The organism is Synechococcus sp. R50.1, assembly GCF_047462115.1.
In the GTDB taxonomy this organism is placed as follows: Bacteria; Cyanobacteriota; Cyanobacteriia; order Thermostichales; family Thermostichaceae; genus Thermostichus.
In genome coordinates this window covers 19,211-39,049 of record NZ_JANSIN010000014.1, presented here as the reverse complement: position 1 = coordinate 39,049, position 19,839 = coordinate 19,211, and the positions used below count along the sequence as shown (strand labels likewise).

General features: G+C 57.6%; 14 protein-coding genes and 1 CRISPR repeat array. Of the genes, 7 read left to right on the top strand and 7 right to left on the bottom strand.

Annotated elements, in window-relative coordinates:
- Positions 1-38: 38 nt before the first annotated feature.
- Positions 39-4,151: a CRISPR direct-repeat array (repeat unit 36 nt; unit sequence GTTTCCAATTTCTAGGGATCCCCCCGAAGGGGGAAC).
- A gap of 278 nt (positions 4,152-4,429) precedes the next feature.
- From NW870_RS05665 to gcvP, 5 genes are all read right to left on the bottom strand, one after another.
- Positions 4,430-6,085: an ABC1 kinase family protein gene (locus NW870_RS05665; protein ID WP_414374385.1), complete on the bottom strand. Its 1,656-nt coding sequence runs from the start codon at positions 6,083-6,085 to the stop codon at positions 4,430-4,432.
- A gap of 45 nt (positions 6,086-6,130) precedes the next feature.
- Positions 6,131-6,712 (bottom strand): peroxiredoxin family protein, encoded by a 582-nt coding sequence (locus NW870_RS05660; RefSeq protein ID WP_414332206.1) that lies wholly within the window; start codon positions 6,710-6,712, stop codon positions 6,131-6,133.
- Between the two features lie 37 nt (positions 6,713-6,749).
- Positions 6,750-7,187: an SRPBCC family protein gene (locus tag NW870_RS05655; RefSeq protein WP_414374384.1), complete on the bottom strand. Its 438-nt coding sequence runs from the start codon at positions 7,185-7,187 to the stop codon at positions 6,750-6,752.
- 2 nt (positions 7,188-7,189) lie between these two features.
- The gene (locus tag NW870_RS05650; protein WP_187147251.1) at positions 7,190-7,753 is read right to left on the bottom strand and encodes a hypothetical protein; all 564 of its coding nucleotides are present in this window, start codon (positions 7,751-7,753) and stop codon (positions 7,190-7,192) included.
- Between the two features lie 142 nt (positions 7,754-7,895).
- Positions 7,896-10,862, bottom strand: coding sequence for an aminomethyl-transferring glycine dehydrogenase (gcvP, locus tag NW870_RS05645; RefSeq protein WP_414374382.1), 2,967 nt, complete (start codon positions 10,860-10,862; stop codon positions 7,896-7,898).
- 193 nt (positions 10,863-11,055) lie between these two features.
- Here gcvP and psbU point away from each other — a divergent pair, with 193 nt between their 5' ends.
- The 6 genes from psbU to NW870_RS05615 all read left to right on the top strand — a co-directional run bounded on the left by psbU (position 11,056) and on the right by NW870_RS05615 (position 16,213).
- Complete coding sequence (gene psbU, locus NW870_RS05640; RefSeq protein WP_041436072.1) at positions 11,056-11,424, top strand: photosystem II complex extrinsic protein PsbU; 369 nt, start codon at positions 11,056-11,058, stop codon at positions 11,422-11,424.
- Positions 11,425-11,497: 73 nt separating this feature from the next.
- A complete protein-coding gene (locus tag NW870_RS05635) occupies positions 11,498-12,415 on the top strand; it encodes an Rpn family recombination-promoting nuclease/putative transposase (RefSeq protein WP_414374380.1) in 918 nt (305 codons plus the stop codon).
- 77 nt (positions 12,416-12,492) lie between these two features.
- Complete coding sequence (gene csaB / locus NW870_RS05630; protein ID WP_414374379.1) at positions 12,493-13,578, top strand: polysaccharide pyruvyl transferase CsaB; 1,086 nt, start codon at positions 12,493-12,495, stop codon at positions 13,576-13,578.
- Between the two features lie 139 nt (positions 13,579-13,717).
- Positions 13,718-14,305 carry a lysostaphin resistance A-like protein gene (locus tag NW870_RS05625; RefSeq protein WP_414374377.1) on the top strand — a complete coding sequence of 196 codons (588 nt, stop codon included), beginning with the start codon at positions 13,718-13,720 and terminating at the stop codon, positions 14,303-14,305.
- Between the two features lie 231 nt (positions 14,306-14,536).
- A complete protein-coding gene (locus NW870_RS05620; protein ID WP_414374375.1) occupies positions 14,537-15,418 on the top strand; it encodes an alpha/beta hydrolase in 882 nt (293 codons plus the stop codon).
- A gap of 144 nt (positions 15,419-15,562) precedes the next feature.
- Positions 15,563-16,213, top strand: a complete 651-nt coding sequence (locus tag NW870_RS05615) for a peroxiredoxin (RefSeq protein ID WP_414374373.1) — start codon at positions 15,563-15,565, stop codon at positions 16,211-16,213.
- 102 nt (positions 16,214-16,315) lie between these two features.
- On the opposite strand, the gene scpB is transcribed toward NW870_RS05615, so the two are convergent.
- Positions 16,316-16,813, bottom strand: a complete 498-nt coding sequence (gene scpB / locus NW870_RS05610; RefSeq protein WP_414374371.1) for an SMC-Scp complex subunit ScpB — start codon at positions 16,811-16,813, stop codon at positions 16,316-16,318.
- A 171-nt stretch (positions 16,814-16,984) separates the two neighbouring features.
- On the bottom strand, positions 16,985-19,141 hold the full coding sequence (locus NW870_RS05605; protein WP_414374369.1) for an NAD(P)H-quinone oxidoreductase subunit 5: 2,157 nt from the start codon (positions 19,139-19,141) through the stop codon (positions 16,985-16,987).
- 336 nt (positions 19,142-19,477) lie between these two features.
- Between NW870_RS05605 and NW870_RS05600 the strand changes: the two genes are divergently transcribed.
- Positions 19,478-19,834 carry a single-stranded DNA-binding protein gene (locus NW870_RS05600; protein WP_414374366.1) on the top strand — a complete coding sequence of 119 codons (357 nt, stop codon included), beginning with the start codon at positions 19,478-19,480 and terminating at the stop codon, positions 19,832-19,834.
- The last annotated feature ends 5 nt before the right edge of the window (positions 19,835-19,839 follow it).

Sequence of the window (19,839 nt, the reverse complement as noted above, 5' to 3'; positions counted from 1 at the left end):
ATAGAGCGGGTGCACAAAGCATTCGACCGCTGGCTGAATTTTCCAATTTCTAGGGATCCCCCCGAAGGGGGAACCCTACGTACCTTTTCATACAGGTACGTTTGTAGAGAACAGTTTTCCAATTTCTAGGGATCCCCCCGAAGGGGGAACCCATAGAGCGGGTGCACAAAGCATTCGACCGCTGGCTGAATTTTCCAATTTCTAGGGATCCCCCCGAAGGGGGAACCCTTCGGCGATGAGCCAGTCATCGCCGGACTGAATTACGGTCGGTTTCCAATTTCTAGGGATCCCCCCGAAGGGGGAACCAATCTATTTCTTCCTGCAGAGACAATACCTATACAAGCTGGGTTTCCAATTTCTAGGGATCCCCCCGAAGGGGGAACCTGTTGTTTCTCCTTAATAAAGGGAGGCATTATGAAGTACAGTTTCCAATTTCTAGGGATCCCCCCGAAGGGGGAACCTAAGACAAGAGAATGAGTTAAGCGAGAAACCATTAGAGTGTTTCCAATTTCTAGGGATCCCCCCGAAGGGGGAACCTTCCGAACCATATGCATATGACAACATCAAGCATATGTTGTGGTTTCCAATTTCTAGGGATCCCCCCGAAGGGGGAACTATTCTGTACCCACAAATGGAAAGAGCACTGTAGAGTTTCCAATTTCTAGGGATCCCCCCGAAGGGGGAACCCTAAGCTCATGCCAGCACAAGCTCAGACCCTACTCGTCAGTTTCCAATTTCTAGGGATCCCCCCGAAGGGGGAACCCCTTGTCCGCACTGCGGGTGCCCCAGGTCTTGGGCCAAGTTTCCAATTTCTAGGGATCCCCCCGAAGGGGGAACGCGAGCCAGGGGTACCACCCAAGACACAGATACGCTGTTTCCAATTTCTAGGGATCCCCCCGAAGGGGGAACATCTATGGTAGCAAGCGCATGTACATGCGCCACTGGTTTCCAATTTCTAGGGATCCCCCCGAAGGGGGAACAATACCGCGAGGCATTGCAGTTTATACGTGACTGCATGATTTACCGTTTCCAATTTCTAGGGATCCCCCCGAAGGGGGAACTGTGAAGGGAGGTTACGATGATCAAGTTACTTGGTCCCGTTTCCAATTTCTAGGGATCCCCCCGAAGGGGGAACACGAACCACCTCGATTGGTGGTTCGTACCATAGAAGGTAAGTTTCCAATTTCTAGGGATCCCCCCGAAGGGGGAACATATAACAACTTCGAGGAGTACAAGAAAGCTTGTTTAATCGTTTCCAATTTCTAGGGATCCCCCCGAAGGGGGAACTCTAAGCACCTCACCTTCTGCAAGTTCAATCTCAACTACCGTGTTTCCAATTTCTAGGGATCCCCCCGAAGGGGGAACACAGGCTATAAAATCACCTTAAACAGTCACCTACCTATAGTTTCCAATTTCTAGGGATCCCCCCGAAGGGGGAACCGTAAGGCGAAAGCCTGCGGATTCCGCCGGCTCCCTGTTTCCAATTTCTAGGGATCCCCCCGAAGGGGGAACTGGTACTAATCTAACCTAACCTCCCCCCAAGCACCCAGGGTTTCCAATTTCTAGGGATCCCCCCGAAGGGGGAACGAACAACTATCCTGCCTAACCTAAAAATAAAAAGGCTGTTTCCAATTTCTAGGGATCCCCCCGAAGGGGGAACGATTCAGGCTAGGCGTTACACTAAATTCCCAACCTAGTTTCCAATTTCTAGGGATCCCCCCGAAGGGGGAACTGGTACTAATCTAACCTAACCTCCCCCCAAGCACCCAGGGTTTCCAATTTCTAGGGATCCCCCCGAAGGGGGAACGAACAACTATCCTGCCTAACCTAAAAATAAAAAGGCTGTTTCCAATTTCTAGGGATCCCCCCGAAGGGGGAACTGTAGAGCAGCGGTATATCATCGTAAAGAGATACCGTGGCCACGTTTCCAATTTCTAGGGATCCCCCCGAAGGGGGAACGTGTGCACTTCGCAGTAGTGAACTATACGAGAAAGTTCGTTTCCAATTTCTAGGGATCCCCCCGAAGGGGGAACTGCGCAACGTTGCGCCTATATCAGGGAAATTGCCAAGATGTTTCCAATTTCTAGGGATCCCCCCGAAGGGGGAACTCGCTAAAAACCGACTTCCAACACATCACCGAAGAAGAGTGTTTCCAATTTCTAGGGATCCCCCCGAAGGGGGAACTTTAACCCAAACGCTGAACCGTTCGAAACCTTCGCTAGCGTTACCGTTTCCAATTTCTAGGGATCCCCCCGAAGGGGGAACCGTAAATACATCTTGACACCGGATGAGTGGGTCGAAATGGCGTTTCCAATTTCTAGGGATCCCCCCGAAGGGGGAACTCTATCCCAAACAAAATGATTCCATAACTTACAGTATGCAAAGGTTTCCAATTTCTAGGGATCCCCCCGAAGGGGGAACTCGGGAAGTTAGGATTATACCTCGGTATAGACCAACTTCTCAGTTTCCAATTTCTAGGGATCCCCCCGAAGGGGGAACGCGCGTTCTTAAGCGGGAGTCCGCGCCAGCTTGTCCAAAGTTTCCAATTTCTAGGGATCCCCCCGAAGGGGGAACCATCCAGCAGTGAGGATGTAAAGTACTCGCTGTAGGTTTGGCTGTTTCCAATTTCTAGGGATCCCCCCGAAGGGGGAACTAAGTGGGGTAAATTAAACCTTTCAATACGGACCGTTGTGGTTTCCAATTTCTAGGGATCCCCCCGAAGGGGGAACCTGTAAGAAAACGCGGGATGCGGCTCCGACTAATTCGGGCGTTTCCAATTTCTAGGGATCCCCCCGAAGGGGGAACTTTCGTAGTGGCCGTGTTGAGCGGTACTACGCAGTCTACTGTTTCCAATTTCTAGGGATCCCCCCGAAGGGGGAACTTTCCCTCAAGCTGCGGGAAACCAGACGTGCCCGGAGTTTCCAATTTCTAGGGATCCCCCCGAAGGGGGAACTTGGGATAATACGGTAGAGCTATACGTAGCTCCATATCCGGTTTCCAATTTCTAGGGATCCCCCCGAAGGGGGAACACTTTACATTTTAGGTATCCGTAAATAGTTCCTGCCTCCCGTTTCCAATTTCTAGGGATCCCCCCGAAGGGGGAACCAGGAGGGCTATCGAACGTTCGGGGGAAGTATAGTTGTTTCCAATTTCTAGGGATCCCCCCGAAGGGGGAACTCCGTTCGGGTTGAAAGAGCTTTCCCCCATTCCGAGTTTCCAATTTCTAGGGATCCCCCCGAAGGGGGAACCCCAACCTAACCCCTCCCCCACCAGCACCCAGGTAGTTTCCAATTTCTAGGGATCCCCCCGAAGGGGGAACCTAAGTAAAAGGGCACCTTAAAAGCCAAATAAACGCCGTTTCCAATTTCTAGGGATCCCCCCGAAGGGGGAACCAGTCGGCTAAGAAGCTGCTGATGTCTTTATAAAACAGAGTTTCCAATTTCTAGGGATCCCCCCGAAGGGGGAACGATTATCTCCTGGGTGTTCTTTATCCCTATAGAAGGGAGGTTCGTGTTTCCAATTTCTAGGGATCCCCCCGAAGGGGGAACATTCCTTATAAAGAAGGCTGGCTCGTACTGGAGGAGAAGGGTTTCCAATTTCTAGGGATCCCCCCGAAGGGGGAACTCCTCACTGAGCTATCTTCTCAGCTAGAAGGTGCCTCGTTTCCAATTTCTAGGGATCCCCCCGAAGGGGGAACTGCAGCCGTACTGCAAGGCCCCAATGCCACGGGCCTAAATGTTTCCAATTTCTAGGGATCCCCCCGAAGGGGGAACTCCACTCTGTATAGATAAAGAGTTTACCCCCATCAGGTGTGTGTTTCCAATTTCTAGGGATCCCCCCGAAGGGGGAACTCCGCTGAGGTCTCGGGTAGGTGGAGTGGCATTAACTCCAGTTTCCAATTTCTAGGGATCCCCCCGAAGGGGGAACGCCGAAGGAGGTTAACGCGAAGAACATTCGCATGACGGTGTTTCCAATTTCTAGGGATCCCCCCGAAGGGGGAACAATTAATAAGTTGTTTATTCTTCAAATAATCTGTCTAAGGTTTCCAATTTCTAGGGATCCCCCCGAAGGGGGAACTATCGCTATGCTCTATCGTTCTCTCCATTGCCGTTATTGTTTCCAATTTCTAGGGATCCCCCCGAAGGGGGAACTCCACCCCTATTAAACCCAAGCAGGGCAAGGAATGCAAGACCCATTTGCGAGGGATCCGGAAAAAAGTCGGCAAAAAGAGTTTTGGCGAGGGGGTTTTGGGGCCGGAAAGCCTTGTGGCGCAAGGCGTCGAGGGATCGAACGAAAGAATCGGCCTTTGCGGCTTTTGGCGGATCGCTCGCGGAGGCGTTGATACCGTTTTGGTGTTCTTTTGGAAACATCGAGATCCAGACAAGGGCAGTAGGGCCCTGAGTCCACTGATGAGCCAACCTCAGCCAATCTAGCCGCGCAGGCGACCGGAGCGCAGGATGCTGATGACAAGCCACAGCCCCAACAGGCTGGCCGCGCCGAAGAGGAGTTCGCTCAGCCCAAAGACCTGGAAGCGCTGCGTCTGAGCCGAGATGATGGCGGCCCCGACGATCAGAGAGCCGACCACAATGCTGTAGGAGAGGCGGTTGGCCGACTGATCCAGGCTGCTGCGGATCCCGTCCAGCTCTTGGATGGTCAAGTTCCAGCGCTGGGTTTCCGAGGTGATGCGGCTGAGCAGCAGCTCCATCTGGCGCGGCGATTGCAGAGAGAGATTTTTCAAATCCAAAGCCGTGCGCAGCAGCGAGGGCAGAGGGGCCTCCCCCAGCAATTGCGCCCGAAACACATCCGCCATCAGGGGGCGAAGCTGCTCCGGCAGGTTGTAGTCGGGGGTGAGCTGGCGGGCGATCCCTTCCAAATTGGCCAGCGCCTTGGCACAGAGGCCCAAATTGCCGGGAATGCGGATCTGGTTGCGCCGGGCCGCCTGCAGGATCTCGGAAAAGAGCTGGCTGAAGTTGAGTTCCGCAATGCTCAGGGTGTAGTACTGCCGCAGCAGACGCTCGTAGTCGCTTTGGAGCTGGGCCAAGCTGACAGTCTGATCCCGCGAGCGGGCCGCGGATCTTTCCGGCAGGGCCAACTCCAGGGTCAATTCGGCACAGCGCTGGGCATCGAGGCTGACAATGGCCAGCATCAGCTCCAGCAGAATCTGCTGCGTGCGCGGATCCAGCCGCCCAATCATGCCGCAATCCAGCAGGGCCACGCGACCGGATCCCAAGTAAAAGAGGTTGCCGGGGTGGGGATCGGCGTGGAAATAGCCATCAATGCAGATCTGCTGGAAAAAAGCGCGGGTCAAGAGGCGGGCGATGTTTTCCGGGTCCGCGTCGCTGCGATCCGCCTCCAACAGGGGCCGGCCCTCGATCCACTCCAGCGTCAACACCTTTGGCGTAGTGAGAGGCCAATGGATGCGCGGCACCACCAGTTGGGCCGGATCAAACCAACGCCCCCTTTGCAACTGTTGGCGGAGCTGCTCGGTGTGGCGGGCTTCCTGGGTGAAGTCCAGCTCTGCTTGAATGGCCCGGCAGAACTCATCCGCCAAGGCCACCACATCTGCCAACCTGCCGAACTCCGTTTGCGCCACCAGCTCGGCAATGCCCCGGATTAGCCGCGTATCCCGCTCCACCACCGCCTCCAGCCCGGGCCGCTGGATCTTGAGGGCCACCCACTCGCCGCTGACCAGACAAGCCCGATGGACCTGGGCAATGGATCCCGCCGCAACCGACTCTGTGTCCAGGCTGCTGAACACCTGCTCCAACGGCTGCCGCAACTGCTGACGCAGCAGGATTTCCACCGCATTCCAGGGAACAGGAGGTACGTCGGCCTGCAGAGTGCTGAGGGCCTCGATGTACTCTCGCGGCAACAGATCCGGACGGGTGCTCAGCAGTTGGCCCAGCTTGACATAGACCGGCCCCAGATCCACCAAAATGTTGCGCAGCACCATTGGGGGGGGCAGTTGGGGTTCCCCAGCCTTGCCAAAAGAGAGCAAGCGGCGCATGTAGTCCCAACCGTGGCGCAAAACCACCTCCAGGATCTCGGCCTGACGCGCCCCACTCTGGGCCAGACGGGCAAACATCGCAGTCTCTCTCCCTGGAAGTCCAATGGCAGAGAAGCCCGATCCCTAGAAAAAGGGGATAGGGGCCACCCTACGGGTTCCATCCCAGCCGGTTTGCAGCCCCTCCCGCAACACCCGCAGCACCTCATCGGTATCGGCATTGGGCTGGGCAAAGGAGAAAACATGCTTGAAGCGCAGTTTGCCCTCCCGATCCACAACGAACTGGGCCGGCAGGGGTGCTCCCAGAGCTTGGCCAACCCCATAGAGGCGGAAGGTTTTACATTCGGGATCCACCAGCAGCGGGTAGGGCAGCTGCAGGTCTGCTTGAATCTGCTGGCTTTGAACCGGATCGGTGCTGGTGACCATCAGCAGCTCCGCCCCCAGAGCTTGGATCTCCCTGTAGCGGGCTTTCAGCTCTTGGATGTGGGGGTAGCAAAAAGGGCAAAAAAGCTTTTCGGTGAAGATACGAGTAAAAGCCAGAACCACCGGCTTTTGGCCGCGGTAGTCCGATAGCCGCACGGGATCCCCTTGCACGCGCGGCAGCTCAAAATCGGGGGCAATCTGGCCGATTTCCAGAGAAGTGTTGGCTGGTTGGGGGATGAAGTTGTCGGCAAAGCGACGGTTAAACAGTCCGCTGTTGCTGGTCATTGCAGTTTTTTACGTTTCTTTACTACTTGCCACCAGCCTAACCCAAAGCCTCGGCCACTGCCTTCAGCCGTCGGAGCTGGGCCCGCATATCCTGCTGGGTCGGCCCTGCTGCCAACAGGTAAAACCCTGCCGCCACCCAGGGATTGGGAATGCGGAAGTTGAAGCAATTGACTAGAAGGGTACCCCCCGGCTGGGGATGGCATTCCCAGCGGTCGGTTCCTTCAAAAAATCCCTTAAACTGCCACTGCACCAAGCCTTCTGCCCGCTCTGTAATCACGCAATCCAAGCTGGGGGAAGCGAAAGGCAGGCGAAGGAAAAAGCGGTAGCGGCTGCCCAATTCTGCCAGAGGGGATCCCACCGCCTCACAGCCCAACAGCGGGTTGAGCCAGCGCTTCATCAACTCCAGGTCGGTAAGGCAGCGATCCACCTGGGCCACGCTGGCCGCAATCGGAATTGACTGGGTGTAGACAGGCATCCTCAGGGGGAAGTTGGGGGAGCGAGCTTGGCCGCAGAGAGGTCTTCTGCCGTGGCAGAGGGGGATACGGTGCTCAGCAAAATCAAGATATCGCGATATTCCACCTGATCCGGCCCGCGACGGGGGGATCCCACTTGCACCACCGCCTGTTGGAGAGGCTTTTTGGGGTGGGGGGGAGACTCGAACACCAAGGTGCGGATCCCATTGGCCTGCTCGATGTCCGAGAGGATGTCCCAGCCCCGGCCCCACAGGGTGCGGCGATAGTAGGCGGCAATCGCCTCCAGAGGCTGAGAGGTCTGCAAGATCAGGGAAGCAAGGCCCCCCTCTCGATCCCGAATCTGTCCCGAAGAGATGATGGAAGCGTTGGGCAACTGCAAGTGAGGGGGAAACTGAGGGGGAAGGGCGCGGGCATCTCCTAGGGAAGCCTCAAAGTGCGTGCCATCTTTGCCGATGTGACGCCGCACGGGATCCTGATCCACTTCTTGAGCAACCGGATCAGGCATCTTGCGGCAGGCCACGAGGGATCCCGCCAACAGCCCCAGGGTTAGCCGAGTAAGAATAGGCAAAGAACTTGGCCCCACTGACGTGAACCGCTCAAGACGGGGATTTTTTCTCATCCGTTGGCCAGGGATCCCTGACTGGGTTATAGCGGATCCCGCCTTTGGATACAACCAATCTCCCTTTCTGGGCCAAGTTCCAGAGCAGCCATCATTCGTCGAGCCAGGGCTGACAACTGCACACCAGGTGGCGATCCCCGTAGGCATTGTCGATGCGGCTGACGCTGGGCCAGAACTTGTGGGCCTTGACCCAAGGGAGCGGGTAGGCGGCCACCGAGCGAGGATAGGGGCGATCCCAGTGGTCGGCAGCCACCACCTCGGCGGTGTGGGGGGCCAGCTTGAGGGGATTGCGCACCGGATCCATCTCGCCTCGCTCAATGGCGGCAATCTCCTGGCGGATGGCAATCATCGCCTCGCAGAAGCGATCCAGCTCCTCCAGAGATTCGCTCTCGGTGGGCTCTACCATCATCGTCCCCGGCACCGGCCAGGAGATGGTGGGGGCGTGGAAGCCATAGTCCATCAGGCGCTTGGCCACATCTTCCACCTCGATGCCAGCGCTTTTTTTCAGGGGGCGCAAATCCAAAATACACTCGTGGGCCACCCACCCCCCCGGCCCCTTGTAGAGCACTGGGTAGTAGGGATCCAACCGCTTGGCGATGTAGTTGGCGTTGAGGATGGCCACTTGGCTGGCCAGGGTGAGGCCGGCGGATCCCATAAGGCGAATGTAGGCCCAGGAGATGGGCAAAATGCTGGCACTGCCCCACGGGGCAGCGCTGACGGGGCCGTTACAGCCGGGCAAAACAGGATGGCCAGGCAAATAGGGCACAAGGTGGCGGGCCACGGCAATGGGCCCTACCCCCGGCCCACCTCCCCCATGGGGAATGCAGAAGGTCTTGTGCAGGTTGAGGTGGCAGACATCGGCCCCCAGCTCGGCAGGACGGCAGAGGCCCACCTGAGCGTTGAGGTTGGCCCCATCCATGTACACCTGTCCCCCCGCCTCGTGGATTATCTGGCAAATCTTGCGGATCCCTTCCTCAAACACACCGTGGGTAGAAGGGTAGGTGATCATCAAGGCGGCCAGCCGCTCCCCGTGCTGCTCCACCTTGGCCCGCAGATCCTCAATGTCGATATTGCCGGCTTCATCACAAGCTACGCTCACCACCTGCATCCCCGCCATCACGGCGCTGGCCGGGTTGGTTCCGTGGGCCGAGGTGGGGATCAAGCACACCTGCCGTCGGCCTTCCCCTCTGGCTTGGTGGTAGCGGCGGATGGCCAATAGGCCGGCATATTCCCCCTGAGATCCGGCGTTGGGCTGCAGAGAAACTCCGGCAAAACCGGTGATCTCCGCCAGCATCTTTTCCAACTGGGCAAAAAGGGCTTGATAGCCACGGGCCTGCTCCAGGGGCACAAAAGGATGGAGCTGGGCAAACTCCGGCCAGGTGACCGGCATCATCTCCACCGTGGCGTTCAGCTTCATGGTGCAAGAGCCCAAGGGGATCATGGAATGGGTGAGAGCCAGATCCCGGCTTTGCAGGCGGTGGATATAGCGCAGCAGCTCAGTTTCCGAGTGGTAACGGTTAAATACCGGGTGAGTGAGGTAGGGTGTGGCGCGCAGAAGCTGAGGCGGCAAGCTCTGGCCCAAATCCGGCCCTGGGCTGTCGGGATCCCAAGCTGGCGGTAAGGACTCCGTTCCGCTGCGGGGAAGGGTTCCGGCGAAGATCTCCCACAGATCCCGCAGATCCTGAGTGGTGGTGGCCTCATCCAAGCTGATCCCCAGCGTCCGGTCATCGATCTGGCGGAGGTTGATCTGCCGCTGAGCAGCGCGGGCCTGGATCGCCTGCACCTGCTCTGGAGAAGCTACCTTGACCCAGAAGGTATCGAAGAAATGCTCGGGCCCCACCTCATAACCCAACTGGCAGATCCCGGTGGCCAAGTGATGGGCCTGGCGGTGGATGCGCTCGGCTATGTGTCGCAAGCCGCGGGGGCCGTGGTAGACGGCATACATAGAAGCCATCACCGCCAAAAGCACCTGAGCAGTGCAGATGTTGCTGGTGGCCTTGTCCCGCCGGATGTGCTGTTCGCGGGTCTGTAACGCCAAGCGCAGGGCCGGCTTGCCTTGAGCATCTTGAGAAATCCCCACCAGCCGTCCTGGCAGCAGCCGCTTGTGGGCCTCACGGGTGGCGAAGTAAGCCGCATGGGGGCCACCATAGCCCAAGGGCACCCCGAAGCGCTGGGTGGATCCCACCACGATGTCCGCTCCCCACTCTCCCGGCGGTTGCAATAGGGTCAAGCCGAGCAAGTCGGCGGCCACTGCCACCACCATCCCCTTTTGGTGCGCCTGCTCCACCAACTGCCGGTAATCCCGGATTTCCCCATAGGTGCTGGGATACTGCAGGAGTAATCCAAAGCCCTTTTCCAGGGAGAGTTCTGTTGGATCGGCTATGCGCACCTGGATTCCCAATGGTTCCGCCCGCGTCTGTACCACGGCAATCGTCTGGGGATGGCAGCCCCGATCCACCCAGAAAACCGGGGATCCCTTGCCCGCCAAGGTGTAGGCAAGAGCCATGGCTTCGGCGGCTGCCGTGGCTTCGTCCAGCAGGGAAGCATTGGCGATCTCCATCCCCGTCAGGTCGATCACCATCGTTTGGAAATTGAGCAGGGCCTCCAGTCGTCCCTGGGCGATCTCGGCTTGGTAGGGGGTGTAGGGAGTGTACCAGGCAGGGTTTTCCAGGATGCTGCGCTGAATCACCGGCGGCGTCAGGGTGTTGGAATAGCCCATGCCCAAAAAGGATCGCCACACCTGGTTCTGGGCAGCCATTGCCTGCAGTTCCGCCAACACCTGCTGCTCAGGGCAAGGGGATCCCAATTGCAAAGGCTGGCTGCTGCGAATGGCCGGCGGCACCGCCTTCTCCACCAGCTCCTGCAGCGAACTCAGCTCCAACACTTGCAACATCTGCCCAATTTGCCGGGCATCCGGCCCAATGTGCCGTCTGAGAAAGAGTTCGGTCTGCCCCAGCAACTCCAGCTCCGGAGAAGGGGTGGGTTCTGGGATCCCTGGAGATGGATCCCGGCTGGGGGGGTCAAGTCGAGTCGAGTGGAGAAGGGCCAAGTCGGACATAGTGCGATAGCCGAGAAAGGGAGAGCAAGAAAGACCGTCTCCTGATCATAGTTGTTAAAAATTGTTTCTGTCGGGATCCAAATCCTGTCTTGGCCCTCGATTCGGGGTGGAGGGGATGAGACACTAGATGGTCGGAGAATGTTAGCAACCTATACAGATGAGCCTTTTGGATTCTGCTTGGAGAAGTGATGCTATGCGCTGGCTGCTGTCCATCTTGGTTCGTGTGGTGTTAGTGCTCTGTCTGTGCTTCGCTCCTTTGGGGATCCCTGTTGTGGCCAGGGCCGCAGAGCTTCCCCCGGTAAAGCACTTGGACACTCCGATTGACGTGAACAACACCATCTTGCGCAACTACCGCCAACTGCCCGGCTTCTATCCCACCCTAGCTCGCATCCTGGTGAAAAATGCCCCCTACAAGAGCCTGGAAGACATGTTGCAGATCTCAGGCCTGACAGAGCAGCAAAAGGCCCTGATCAAAGCCAACGCCGAGAACTTCGTGTTTGGCGAGTATCAGGAAGGGGCTAACCAACTGGAAAACCGCATCAACCAAGGGTACTACGGCTGATCTCGGCAGAGAGACCCTCGGGAGAAGGGGCTGGTCGTTTTGCCTCTCTGCGGCTTTTTGGGAAAGGGATCCTGTGGCCTACGATAACGTCTGCAAGTACTTGGTGGAATGGTTCCCCGAGTCCTTTGCCCGGTGGCTGCTGGGATCCCCTGTTTCCTTGGCTCAGCTACAGCCGACGGAGCTGTCCACCGAGCCCATCCGAGCGGACTCTCTTATCCTGCTGCGGGCCCAAAACTTAATTTTGCATCTGGAGTTTCAAACCGACCCGGATCCCGATATCCCCTTCCGCATGGCCGACTATTGCCTGCGCCTCTACCGCCGCTATCCTGCCCAGGAAGTGCGGCAGATTGTCATCTACCTGAGAAAAACCCAGTCAGAACGGGCGTACCAAACCTCTTTTCAACGGGGATCCCTTTCTCATCGCTTTGAGGTCTTGCGCCTGTGGGAACAAGATCCGGAGGTGCTATCTCAATATCCAGGACTCCTGCCTTTAGCCGTGTTGGCAGATCCGGAAAACCCGGAGCCGCGACTCCGCCAAGTGGCCAGAGCAATAGCAGAGATAGAGGATCCAAAGCTACGGCAAGAGGTGAAAGCGGCCACTGCTGTTTTGGCAGGATTAACATGGACGCCAGAGGAAATTAGCAGGGTACTGGGAGGTCTGGCTGTGCGGGAATCTGTGATTTACCAGATGTGGCGGGCAGAAGCCCTCAAAGAGGGTCGAGAGGAAGGTCTGCAGCAAGGTCTGCAACAGGGTCTGCAGCAAGGTCTGCAACAGGGTCTGCAACAGGGTCTGCAGCAAGGTCTGCAGCAAGAAGCAGCTCGACTGACTCTGAGTCAACTGCGGCGCAAGCTGGGATCTTTGCCGGAAGACCTGTCTGAAACCATCCGCCTCTTACCTACCGAGCAACTGGAGGCTTTGGCGGAAGCGCTGTTGGACTTCCAAACCCTGGCCGATTTGATCCAATGGCTCAGGGAGTCATCATCTAACTAGGGTTTGCCGTCGCGGCCTTTTCCAACCTCACAGGACTCTGTGGGTGAGTTAGGATCCCTGTTACTCAGATGGACTCGATGAAACGGCCACAGGTTTTGATCTGTGGCTACTACGGCTACGGCAATGCCGGCGATGAGGCGTTGTTGCTGGCTCTCTTACGAGAGCTAGAGCAGTTGCCCAGCCCCGTACAGCCGGTGGTGCTCTCCCGTCGCCCTGCCGAAACGGCTGCCACCTATGGGGTGCTGGCCTATCCGCGCTTCAACAGTTTGGCTTTACGGCGCTGTCTCCAGGAGGCCCAGGCTTTCATCTGGGGTGGAGGTGGCCTGCTGCAGGATCGCACCAGTTGGCGCAGCCCTCTCTACTACCTGGGGGTGATGGGCCTAGCCCAGCGATGGGGGCTAAGAACCGTTGCCTGGGCCCAAGGGATCGGGCCGCTGCAGCGAGGGTGGATTCGTGCACTGGCCCGCCGGTCTCTGGCAGGTTGCACGGCCATTAGTGTGCGGGATGGAGTTGCCTCCCAATGGCTGCAAGAGTGGGGGATCCCTCACCAGGTAGCTCCGGATCCCGTCTGGGATTTACCGTCCAAAACCTTGCCGGAATGGGAAATGTGGCCTCAGCCCCGTATTGCTGTGGTCTTGCGTCCCCATCCGCAACTGACCGGAGCCTGTCTAGAAGCTTTGAGCCAGGGTTTACAGCGTCTCCAGGCTTCCACGGGAGCACATCTTCTCTTCGTGCCCTTCCAGCTAGCCCCTCCCGGATCCCCTGACCTTGGGCCAGACTACCGCTTGGCTCAGCAGCTTCAGCAGCGCCTGCCCCACCACAGCCAAGTGCTGGAAATTCGGGATCCCTGTTTGTTGAAAGGAGTCTTTCGGGGCGTCAGGCTGGCGATCACCATGCGCTACCACGGTTTGGTGATGGCGGCGGCAGAGGGCTGCGCCTGTTTTGGTCTCAGCTACGATCCCAAAGTGAAAACACTGCTTCGGGAATTGGGCATGCCCGGCTGGGATGTGCAGGAGATACCCACCGATCCTGAAGCCCTGCACCGAGCCTGGTTGGCTTGCTACTCAGAGGGTTCGGCTCTCAGTCCTGATCAAGTTGCGGTTTGGGTGGAGCAATCGACTCAGCACGGCCAGTTGCTAAAACAGCACCTGAGGTGGGATTGATGAGGTTCCGTGAAGATCGCAGCAGAAGCTGCTGCCCCTGTAGCTCTGTTTCCGAATGCCAGTGCGGATTTCGGTAGCCGTTGTTTTCGAGATCCGCTCTACCCTAAAAAATAGGGTTAAAGTACAGGGATCCCCCTCCATGACTTCCCAGACCCAGCCCTGCACGCGCGAACAGATCTTAAACGGGATGGGCATCACCACCCTGTTCTCGGCTCTCGTTGTGGGTCTCTGGATCGGGCTGGGATCCTCCTTCCCTGTGCCGTTTCGCTGGGATCCCCTGGCCTTGGCGTGGGGAACGGGGCTGGGGCTAGGGGTGGCTCTGCTCAGCGGGGGGGTTTACCGGTTCTGGCCGGCTTATCGTCGGGCAGCCACTGCCTATTTACACTGGGTGGCGGATCCCTTGCGGTGGGGAGATGTCTTTTGGGTGGGCCTGCTGCCGGGCTGGAGCGAGGAATGGCTGTTTCGCGGCGTGTTGATGTCCCTGCTGGTGGCCAGCCCCTTGGGGTGGACAGGCGGGATCCTCCTGAGTGGCCTCTTGTTTGGCGTCTTGCATTGGTTGGGATGGCAAGGCTGGCCTTATGCCGTCTGGGCCGGTGGGGTCGGCATCCTCATGGGGATCGGCTTGTGGCTGTCGGGAAACCTGTTGGTCACCATTGTCGCCCACACCCTTGTCAACTGGATTGGGGTCTGCACCTGGAAATGCTTTTTCTCTCAAGCGGAGCCCTGAAGGCCCTCTCCCCCTGTGGGAAAGAAGTTGAGGGTGGTCGGTAAGCAGCGCAGAACCTCAGGGAAGTCCCCCAAATTGAGGTGACCGTAACTTATGGTCGCTTCAGGTTAGGGTGAGATACCTAGGCTATTGAGAAAAGCCTTTGGTCGCATGTATTATTGCTCCGCAATGCTGACACGACGACGCGACCAACGTTTTGGGTGTGAGCGCATTGTCCTGGTTTGAATTGAAATGACCGTATTTGTCGATGCCTTCTCGTCAATGCCAATCCGAGACCTCTTGCAATTTCCAGTTTTGGGATCCTTCTCGTGGCTGCGCGTGGGGCGATCTTTGCTGCTCGTCGGGCTGGTGGTGTACGGCTACCTGCTCTGGCTGGGCTGGTTTCAATCGGAGCGAATGATCTTTTTGCCTCGTCCCGCCAGCTATCGAGATGGGGATGCCATTCTCAAGCTCACGACCTCTGATGGGCTACAGATTTCAGCGGTACATTTGCCCAATCCCGCCGCTGCCTACACCCTCCTCTACAGCCATGGCAACGCCGAAGACTTGGGGGATATTCTGCCCCGCCTGGTGGGCCTGCAGCAGGCCGGGTTTGGCGTCTTGGCCTACGACTACCGCGGCTACGGCACCAGCGAAGGGATTCCTTCCGAGGCCGGCGCTTACAAAGACATCGAGGCCGCTTACGCTCACCTGGTTGCCCAGGGGATCCTGCCGGAGCAGATTTTGGTTTATGGGCGCTCGGTGGGGGGTGGGCCATCGGTTTATTTGGCAGCCCAAAAGCCGGTGGGGGGCGTGATCCTGGAATCCACCTTCGTCACAGCCTTTCGCGTCTTAACCCGCATCCCGCTGCTGCCCTTCGATCGCTTCGATAACCTCAGCCGCATTGCCAAGATCGATTGCCCGCTGCTGATTTTGCACGGCACCCATGATCGTTTGATCCCCTTTTGGCACGCTGAAACCCTTTATCAAGCAGCGAGGGATCCCAAACGCTTGGTGCCTATCGAAGGGGCCGGTCACAACAATTTGCTGGAAGTGGCCGGAGAGCGCTATGTCCCCATCCTGCACCAATTCGTGGCCGAGCTGGTGGATCCCCATGTCGTCTTCCCTCAGTAGCGGCTTAGGTGAGGACAATCTTAAAATCACCTGTAATCCGCTCGGAAAATCGGGGTTTATGTGGCAAGATCAAGAGGGATCGGATCGAAGGATTCGGATCCCTGTCTCACCGGATTGAACCCTTTTACGGAGGATCAAGAGCGTATGTCTCTCCGACTTGGCGATACTGCTCCCAATTTCACGCAAAAGTCTACCCACGGCGAAATCGATTTCTACTCTTGGGCCGGGGATAGCTGGGTGGTGTTGTTCTCTCACCCCGCCGACTACACGCCGGTCTGCACCACGGAGCTAGGCACTGTTGCGAAGCTGATGCCCGAATTTGAAAAGCGGGGTGTGAAGGTGATCGCCCTCAGTGTGGACGATGTGGAGTCCCACGTGGGCTGGGTGAAAGACATCGAGGAAACCCAGAACACCACCCTGAACTATCCCATCTTGGCGGATGCAGACCGCAAGGTTTCTCAGCTCTACGACATGTTGGATCAAACCAACATCAACCAAGAAGGGCTGCCCCTGACGGTGCGCTCGGTGTTCATCATCGATCCCAACAAGAAGATACGCCTCATTCTTACCTACCCGGCCAGCACAGGCCGCAACTTCGACGAGCTCCTGCGGGTGATCGATGCCCTGCAGTTGACGGATAAGTATAACGTTGTCACTCCCGCCGACTGGAAAGACGGTGACGATGTTATCATCCCGCCTTCGTTGAAAGATCCGGAATTGCTGAAAGAAAAGTTCCCGAAAGGCTATCAGGAAATTAAGCCTTATTTGCGGGTCACCCCTCAGCCTAATAAGTAGTAAAAGCCCGAACACCAACTTTGACGGGCGCTTGAGAAGGGATCCCTTCGTCGGGTAAAGCTGGGATCCTTTTGGTCTGGATCCCCTTATCGGGGATCCTTTTTACTGTTCGGGGAAGGAGGCTGCCTCTGCTGCTTTTTTGGCCAGCTCATCTACCGTGAAGTAGCGATGAAACTTATCGGTCACCCGCAACCAAGGGGAACGGCAGCCTTCTTTGCGATAGCGGGTAACGAAGCCTTTTTCTACCAGCTCTGCCACGTGCTGATAAGCACCTTGACCGCGCAACTCCACCAAATCGGCTTGCGAGAGCGGGCCACGCAAAATGATTGTAGCCAGGGTACGGGTAGCACCCACCCCAATTTCAGGGGGTAAAAGCTGGTTGGCCAGCTCCAAAAACGGCTCCCGCAACTGCAGGGCAAACCCTTCCCCCACCTGTAGGACTTCCAGGGCAGAATCGCGATGGGCATAGTCTTCCATTAATTCCAGCAGCGCATCGTAGGCTTCGTCGCGACTGCAATGGGCCAACTGGGCCAGGGCGGATAGCTCCAGGGGCTGCCCTTTTAAGTAGAGGATCGCTTCGATCTGATTTTTCAGGGCCAAGACACGCTCCCTCTGACCTTGCCTTTCCGCCAACAAGGGATGCGAAATCGACTTAAGAGAACGCGGGGCCATTGCAACAAGGGATCCGCTCAACTTGCTCCGTAGCATAGCAGCAGTTCTAGGCTGAGGGATCCCTTGGCCAAGCGGGCCGGATCCATCCTCGCCTTCGAGCTAGAACCCTACCCCTGATGCCACCACCATCACCACCACCGCTGCAAAGATAATCAAAGCGTAAAACTGGGCCTTGCCGCTCTCCAGGTATTTCATCGCCTCGCCGCTCACCATGGTCACCAAGCCCGTCAGGTTGACCACACCATCCACAATGCGGCTGTCCACCTCCAGCGCCTCCCGTGCCACGAAGCGGGTGCCCTGCACAAAGACTCGCTCATAGAGGTCGTCAATGTACCACTTGTTGAGGGAGAAGTAGTAGAGCGGCTGCAGGCTTTGGGGGAAGGTGCCCGGGTCGATGCGCTTTTGCCAGTAGATCAAGCTGGCCAAGGTGATGCCGATCAGCCCAATGCCCACGGAGCTACCCGCCATGATTAGAAACTCTGCCCAATCGAAATGGCCCGCCAGCACCTCCTGCCACTCTGCTGCCACCAGCGGTAAAATCGAGCCTGCCTCTGCCACAGACTCAGTCGGTGGGTGGATGAAAGCTTCAAAGAAGTTGGCAAAAGGGGTACCCACCAGGCCAATCAGCACAGAAGGGACGGCCAGAGCCAACAGCGGGAAGGTCATCGACCAAGGGGACTCATGGGGCTCTGAGGCATGGGCATCTCCGTCGTGCAGGTTTTCGTGGGCTTCAGGATGGCTGCTGGGCTGGGGTTTTTCTTGAATGTTCATGGCTCCAGGGCCAAAGGCCGGTTGTTTCCCCGCAAAAACGTAGGCAAAAGCTGGCACAGGACGGCCCTGGCTGATGGCCACCTCCTGCCGCAGTCTCAGGTTGGTGCCGCGAAACTCCCCTTCGAACGTGAGGAAGTAGATGCGGAACATGTAGAAGGCGGTGATCCCGGCGGTGAGGAAGCCCACCCCCCACAGAGCTGGGTTCCGTTCGAAAACAGCGCCCAAGATCTCGTCTTTAGACCAAAAGCCGGCGAAGGGCGGGATCCCACAAATGGCCAACGTGCCGATCAAAAACGTGATGGCCGTAACCGGCATGTATTTGCGCAACCCCCCCATCAGGCGCATGTCTTGGGCCAAAACCGGGTCATGGCCGACCACCGCTTCCATGCCGTGGATAACCGAGCCAGAGCACAAAAAGAGCATCGCCTTAAAGTAGGCGTGGGTCATCAGGTGAAACAGGCCCGCCCCATAGGCGCCGCACCCCATGGCCATGACCATGTAGCCCAGCTGGGAAATGGTGGAGTAGGCCAAGCCTTTTTTGATGTCGTTTTGGGTGATGGCAATGGTGGCCCCCAAGAAGGCTGTGCCCGCCCCCGTCCAGGCGATGATGTCCATGGCCACCGGGATCCCTTCCAGCACTGGGAACATGCGGGCCAAGAGGAATACCCCAGCCGCCACCATCGTCGCCGCGTGGATGAGAGCCGAGATAGGCGTGGGACCTTCCATAGCATCCGGCAACCACACATGCAGGGGGAACTGAGCGGACTTGGCCACCGGCCCCAAGAACACCAACACCGCAAACAGGGCAATTAAGCTGCTGCTCACCGCTCCGGCAGCCAACATCTCCTGCAAGTTGCGCCCGATCTCGTTGAACGCGAAGGTGCCGGAAATCCAGTAAAAGCCCAAAATGCCCAACAGCAGGCCGAAATCTCCCACCCGGTTGACCACAAACGCCTTTTGCGCTGCTTCTGCCGCCGCCTGCCGGTCGTGCCAAAAGCCGATGAGCAGGTAGGAGCACATCCCCACCAGCTCCCAGAAGATGTAGATCTGCACCAGGTTGGGGCTGACCACCAAGCCCAGCATCGAGGAGCTAAATAAGCTCAGGTAGGCGTAGAAACGCACATAGCCGGGATCGTGGGCCATGTAGCCATGGGAGTAGATCTGCACCAGAAAGGCCACCGTGGTCACCACCACCAGCATCATGGCGCTCAGGTGATCCACGACAAAGCCCATGTCCACCGAGAAGGATCCCGCCTGGGCCCAGGTGATGGTTCTGAGGACGGTTTCGTGCCCTTGCACCTGGCTGACCAAAAGGGCAAAGGCATGAACCATCGCCGTCCCGGTCGCGAACACGCTCAAAAAGGCAGCCAAAGAGCGGTTGGCCCTTGTCCAGGCGTTGAACATCAGGATACCTAAGCCGAGGAGAAAGGCTGCCACCAAAGGATAGACGGGGATCAACCAGGCGTATGTGTAGATGAATTCCATGGGAAATGCTTCCGAATGCGTCCTCTCACAGCAACGAACCTGCTCTGCTAGCCCTGCAATTGGCCGGTGGGAGTGTCTGGTGGGCTGGCATTTGCTCAACTGCTTCTGCCATTGTAAACTTTTGCGACAGAGTGCGGAGCCGGATCCCGAGCATCAAGTCCATCAGAGCAGAGGCTTTTCCCGCAGATCAACCGGGATCCCCGCAGTTGAATCTGTAGATATCCTAAAGAATCGGCTCTGAGCCGAAGCTGACGGTCGCAAGCCAAAAGATGACAGGGATCCCTTGCCAACGCTACAACAAAGGCTAGATCTCTCAGCGGTCTGGAGAAACTACCCATGAGCTTGAACCTGGTGACCCTGGTGGGGCGAGCCGGCATGGATCCGGAGGTGCGCTACTTTGAGTCGGGCAGGGTGGTGTGTACCTTCAGCCTGGCGGTGAACCGATTCCGCAAAGGAGAAGACAAGCCCGATTGGTTCAGCCTAGAGTTGTGGGGCCGCACTGCCGAGGTGGCCGGAGAGTATGTGCGCAAAGGCAGCCTCATCGGGGTAACGGGCAGCCTCAAGTTCGATCGCTGGAAAGACAAATCCACCGGAGAAGAGCGCCAGAGGCCCATCATCGCTGTAGATCGCCTAGAACTGCTGGGATCCCGTCAAGACCGCGACGCCAACCTGCCCCCCGAAGAGCCGTTTTGACTTGT

Coding starts and splice junctions, on each gene's coding strand:
- NW870_RS05665 (WP_414374385.1), bottom strand. CDS start 6,085: ATGTTTGCCCGTCTGGCCCAGAGTGGGGCGCGTCAGGCCGAGATCCTG.
- NW870_RS05660 (WP_414332206.1), bottom strand. CDS start 6,712: ATGACCAGCAACAGCGGACTGTTTAACCGTCGCTTTGCCGACAACTTC.
- NW870_RS05655 (WP_414374384.1), bottom strand. CDS start 7,187: ATGCCTGTCTACACCCAGTCAATTCCGATTGCGGCCAGCGTGGCCCAG.
- gcvP (WP_414374382.1), bottom strand. CDS start 10,862: ATGTCCGACTTGGCCCTTCTCCACTCGACTCGACTTGACCCCCCCAGC.
- psbU (WP_041436072.1), top strand. CDS start 11,056: ATGCGCTGGCTGCTGTCCATCTTGGTTCGTGTGGTGTTAGTGCTCTGT.
- csaB (WP_414374379.1), top strand. CDS start 12,493: ATGAAACGGCCACAGGTTTTGATCTGTGGCTACTACGGCTACGGCAAT.
- NW870_RS05625 (WP_414374377.1), top strand. CDS start 13,718: ATGACTTCCCAGACCCAGCCCTGCACGCGCGAACAGATCTTAAACGGG.
- NW870_RS05620 (WP_414374375.1), top strand. CDS start 14,537: ATGACCGTATTTGTCGATGCCTTCTCGTCAATGCCAATCCGAGACCTC.
- NW870_RS05615 (WP_414374373.1), top strand. CDS start 15,563: ATGTCTCTCCGACTTGGCGATACTGCTCCCAATTTCACGCAAAAGTCT.
- NW870_RS05605 (WP_414374369.1), bottom strand. CDS start 19,141: ATGGAATTCATCTACACATACGCCTGGTTGATCCCCGTCTATCCTTTG.
- NW870_RS05600 (WP_414374366.1), top strand. CDS start 19,478: ATGAGCTTGAACCTGGTGACCCTGGTGGGGCGAGCCGGCATGGATCCG.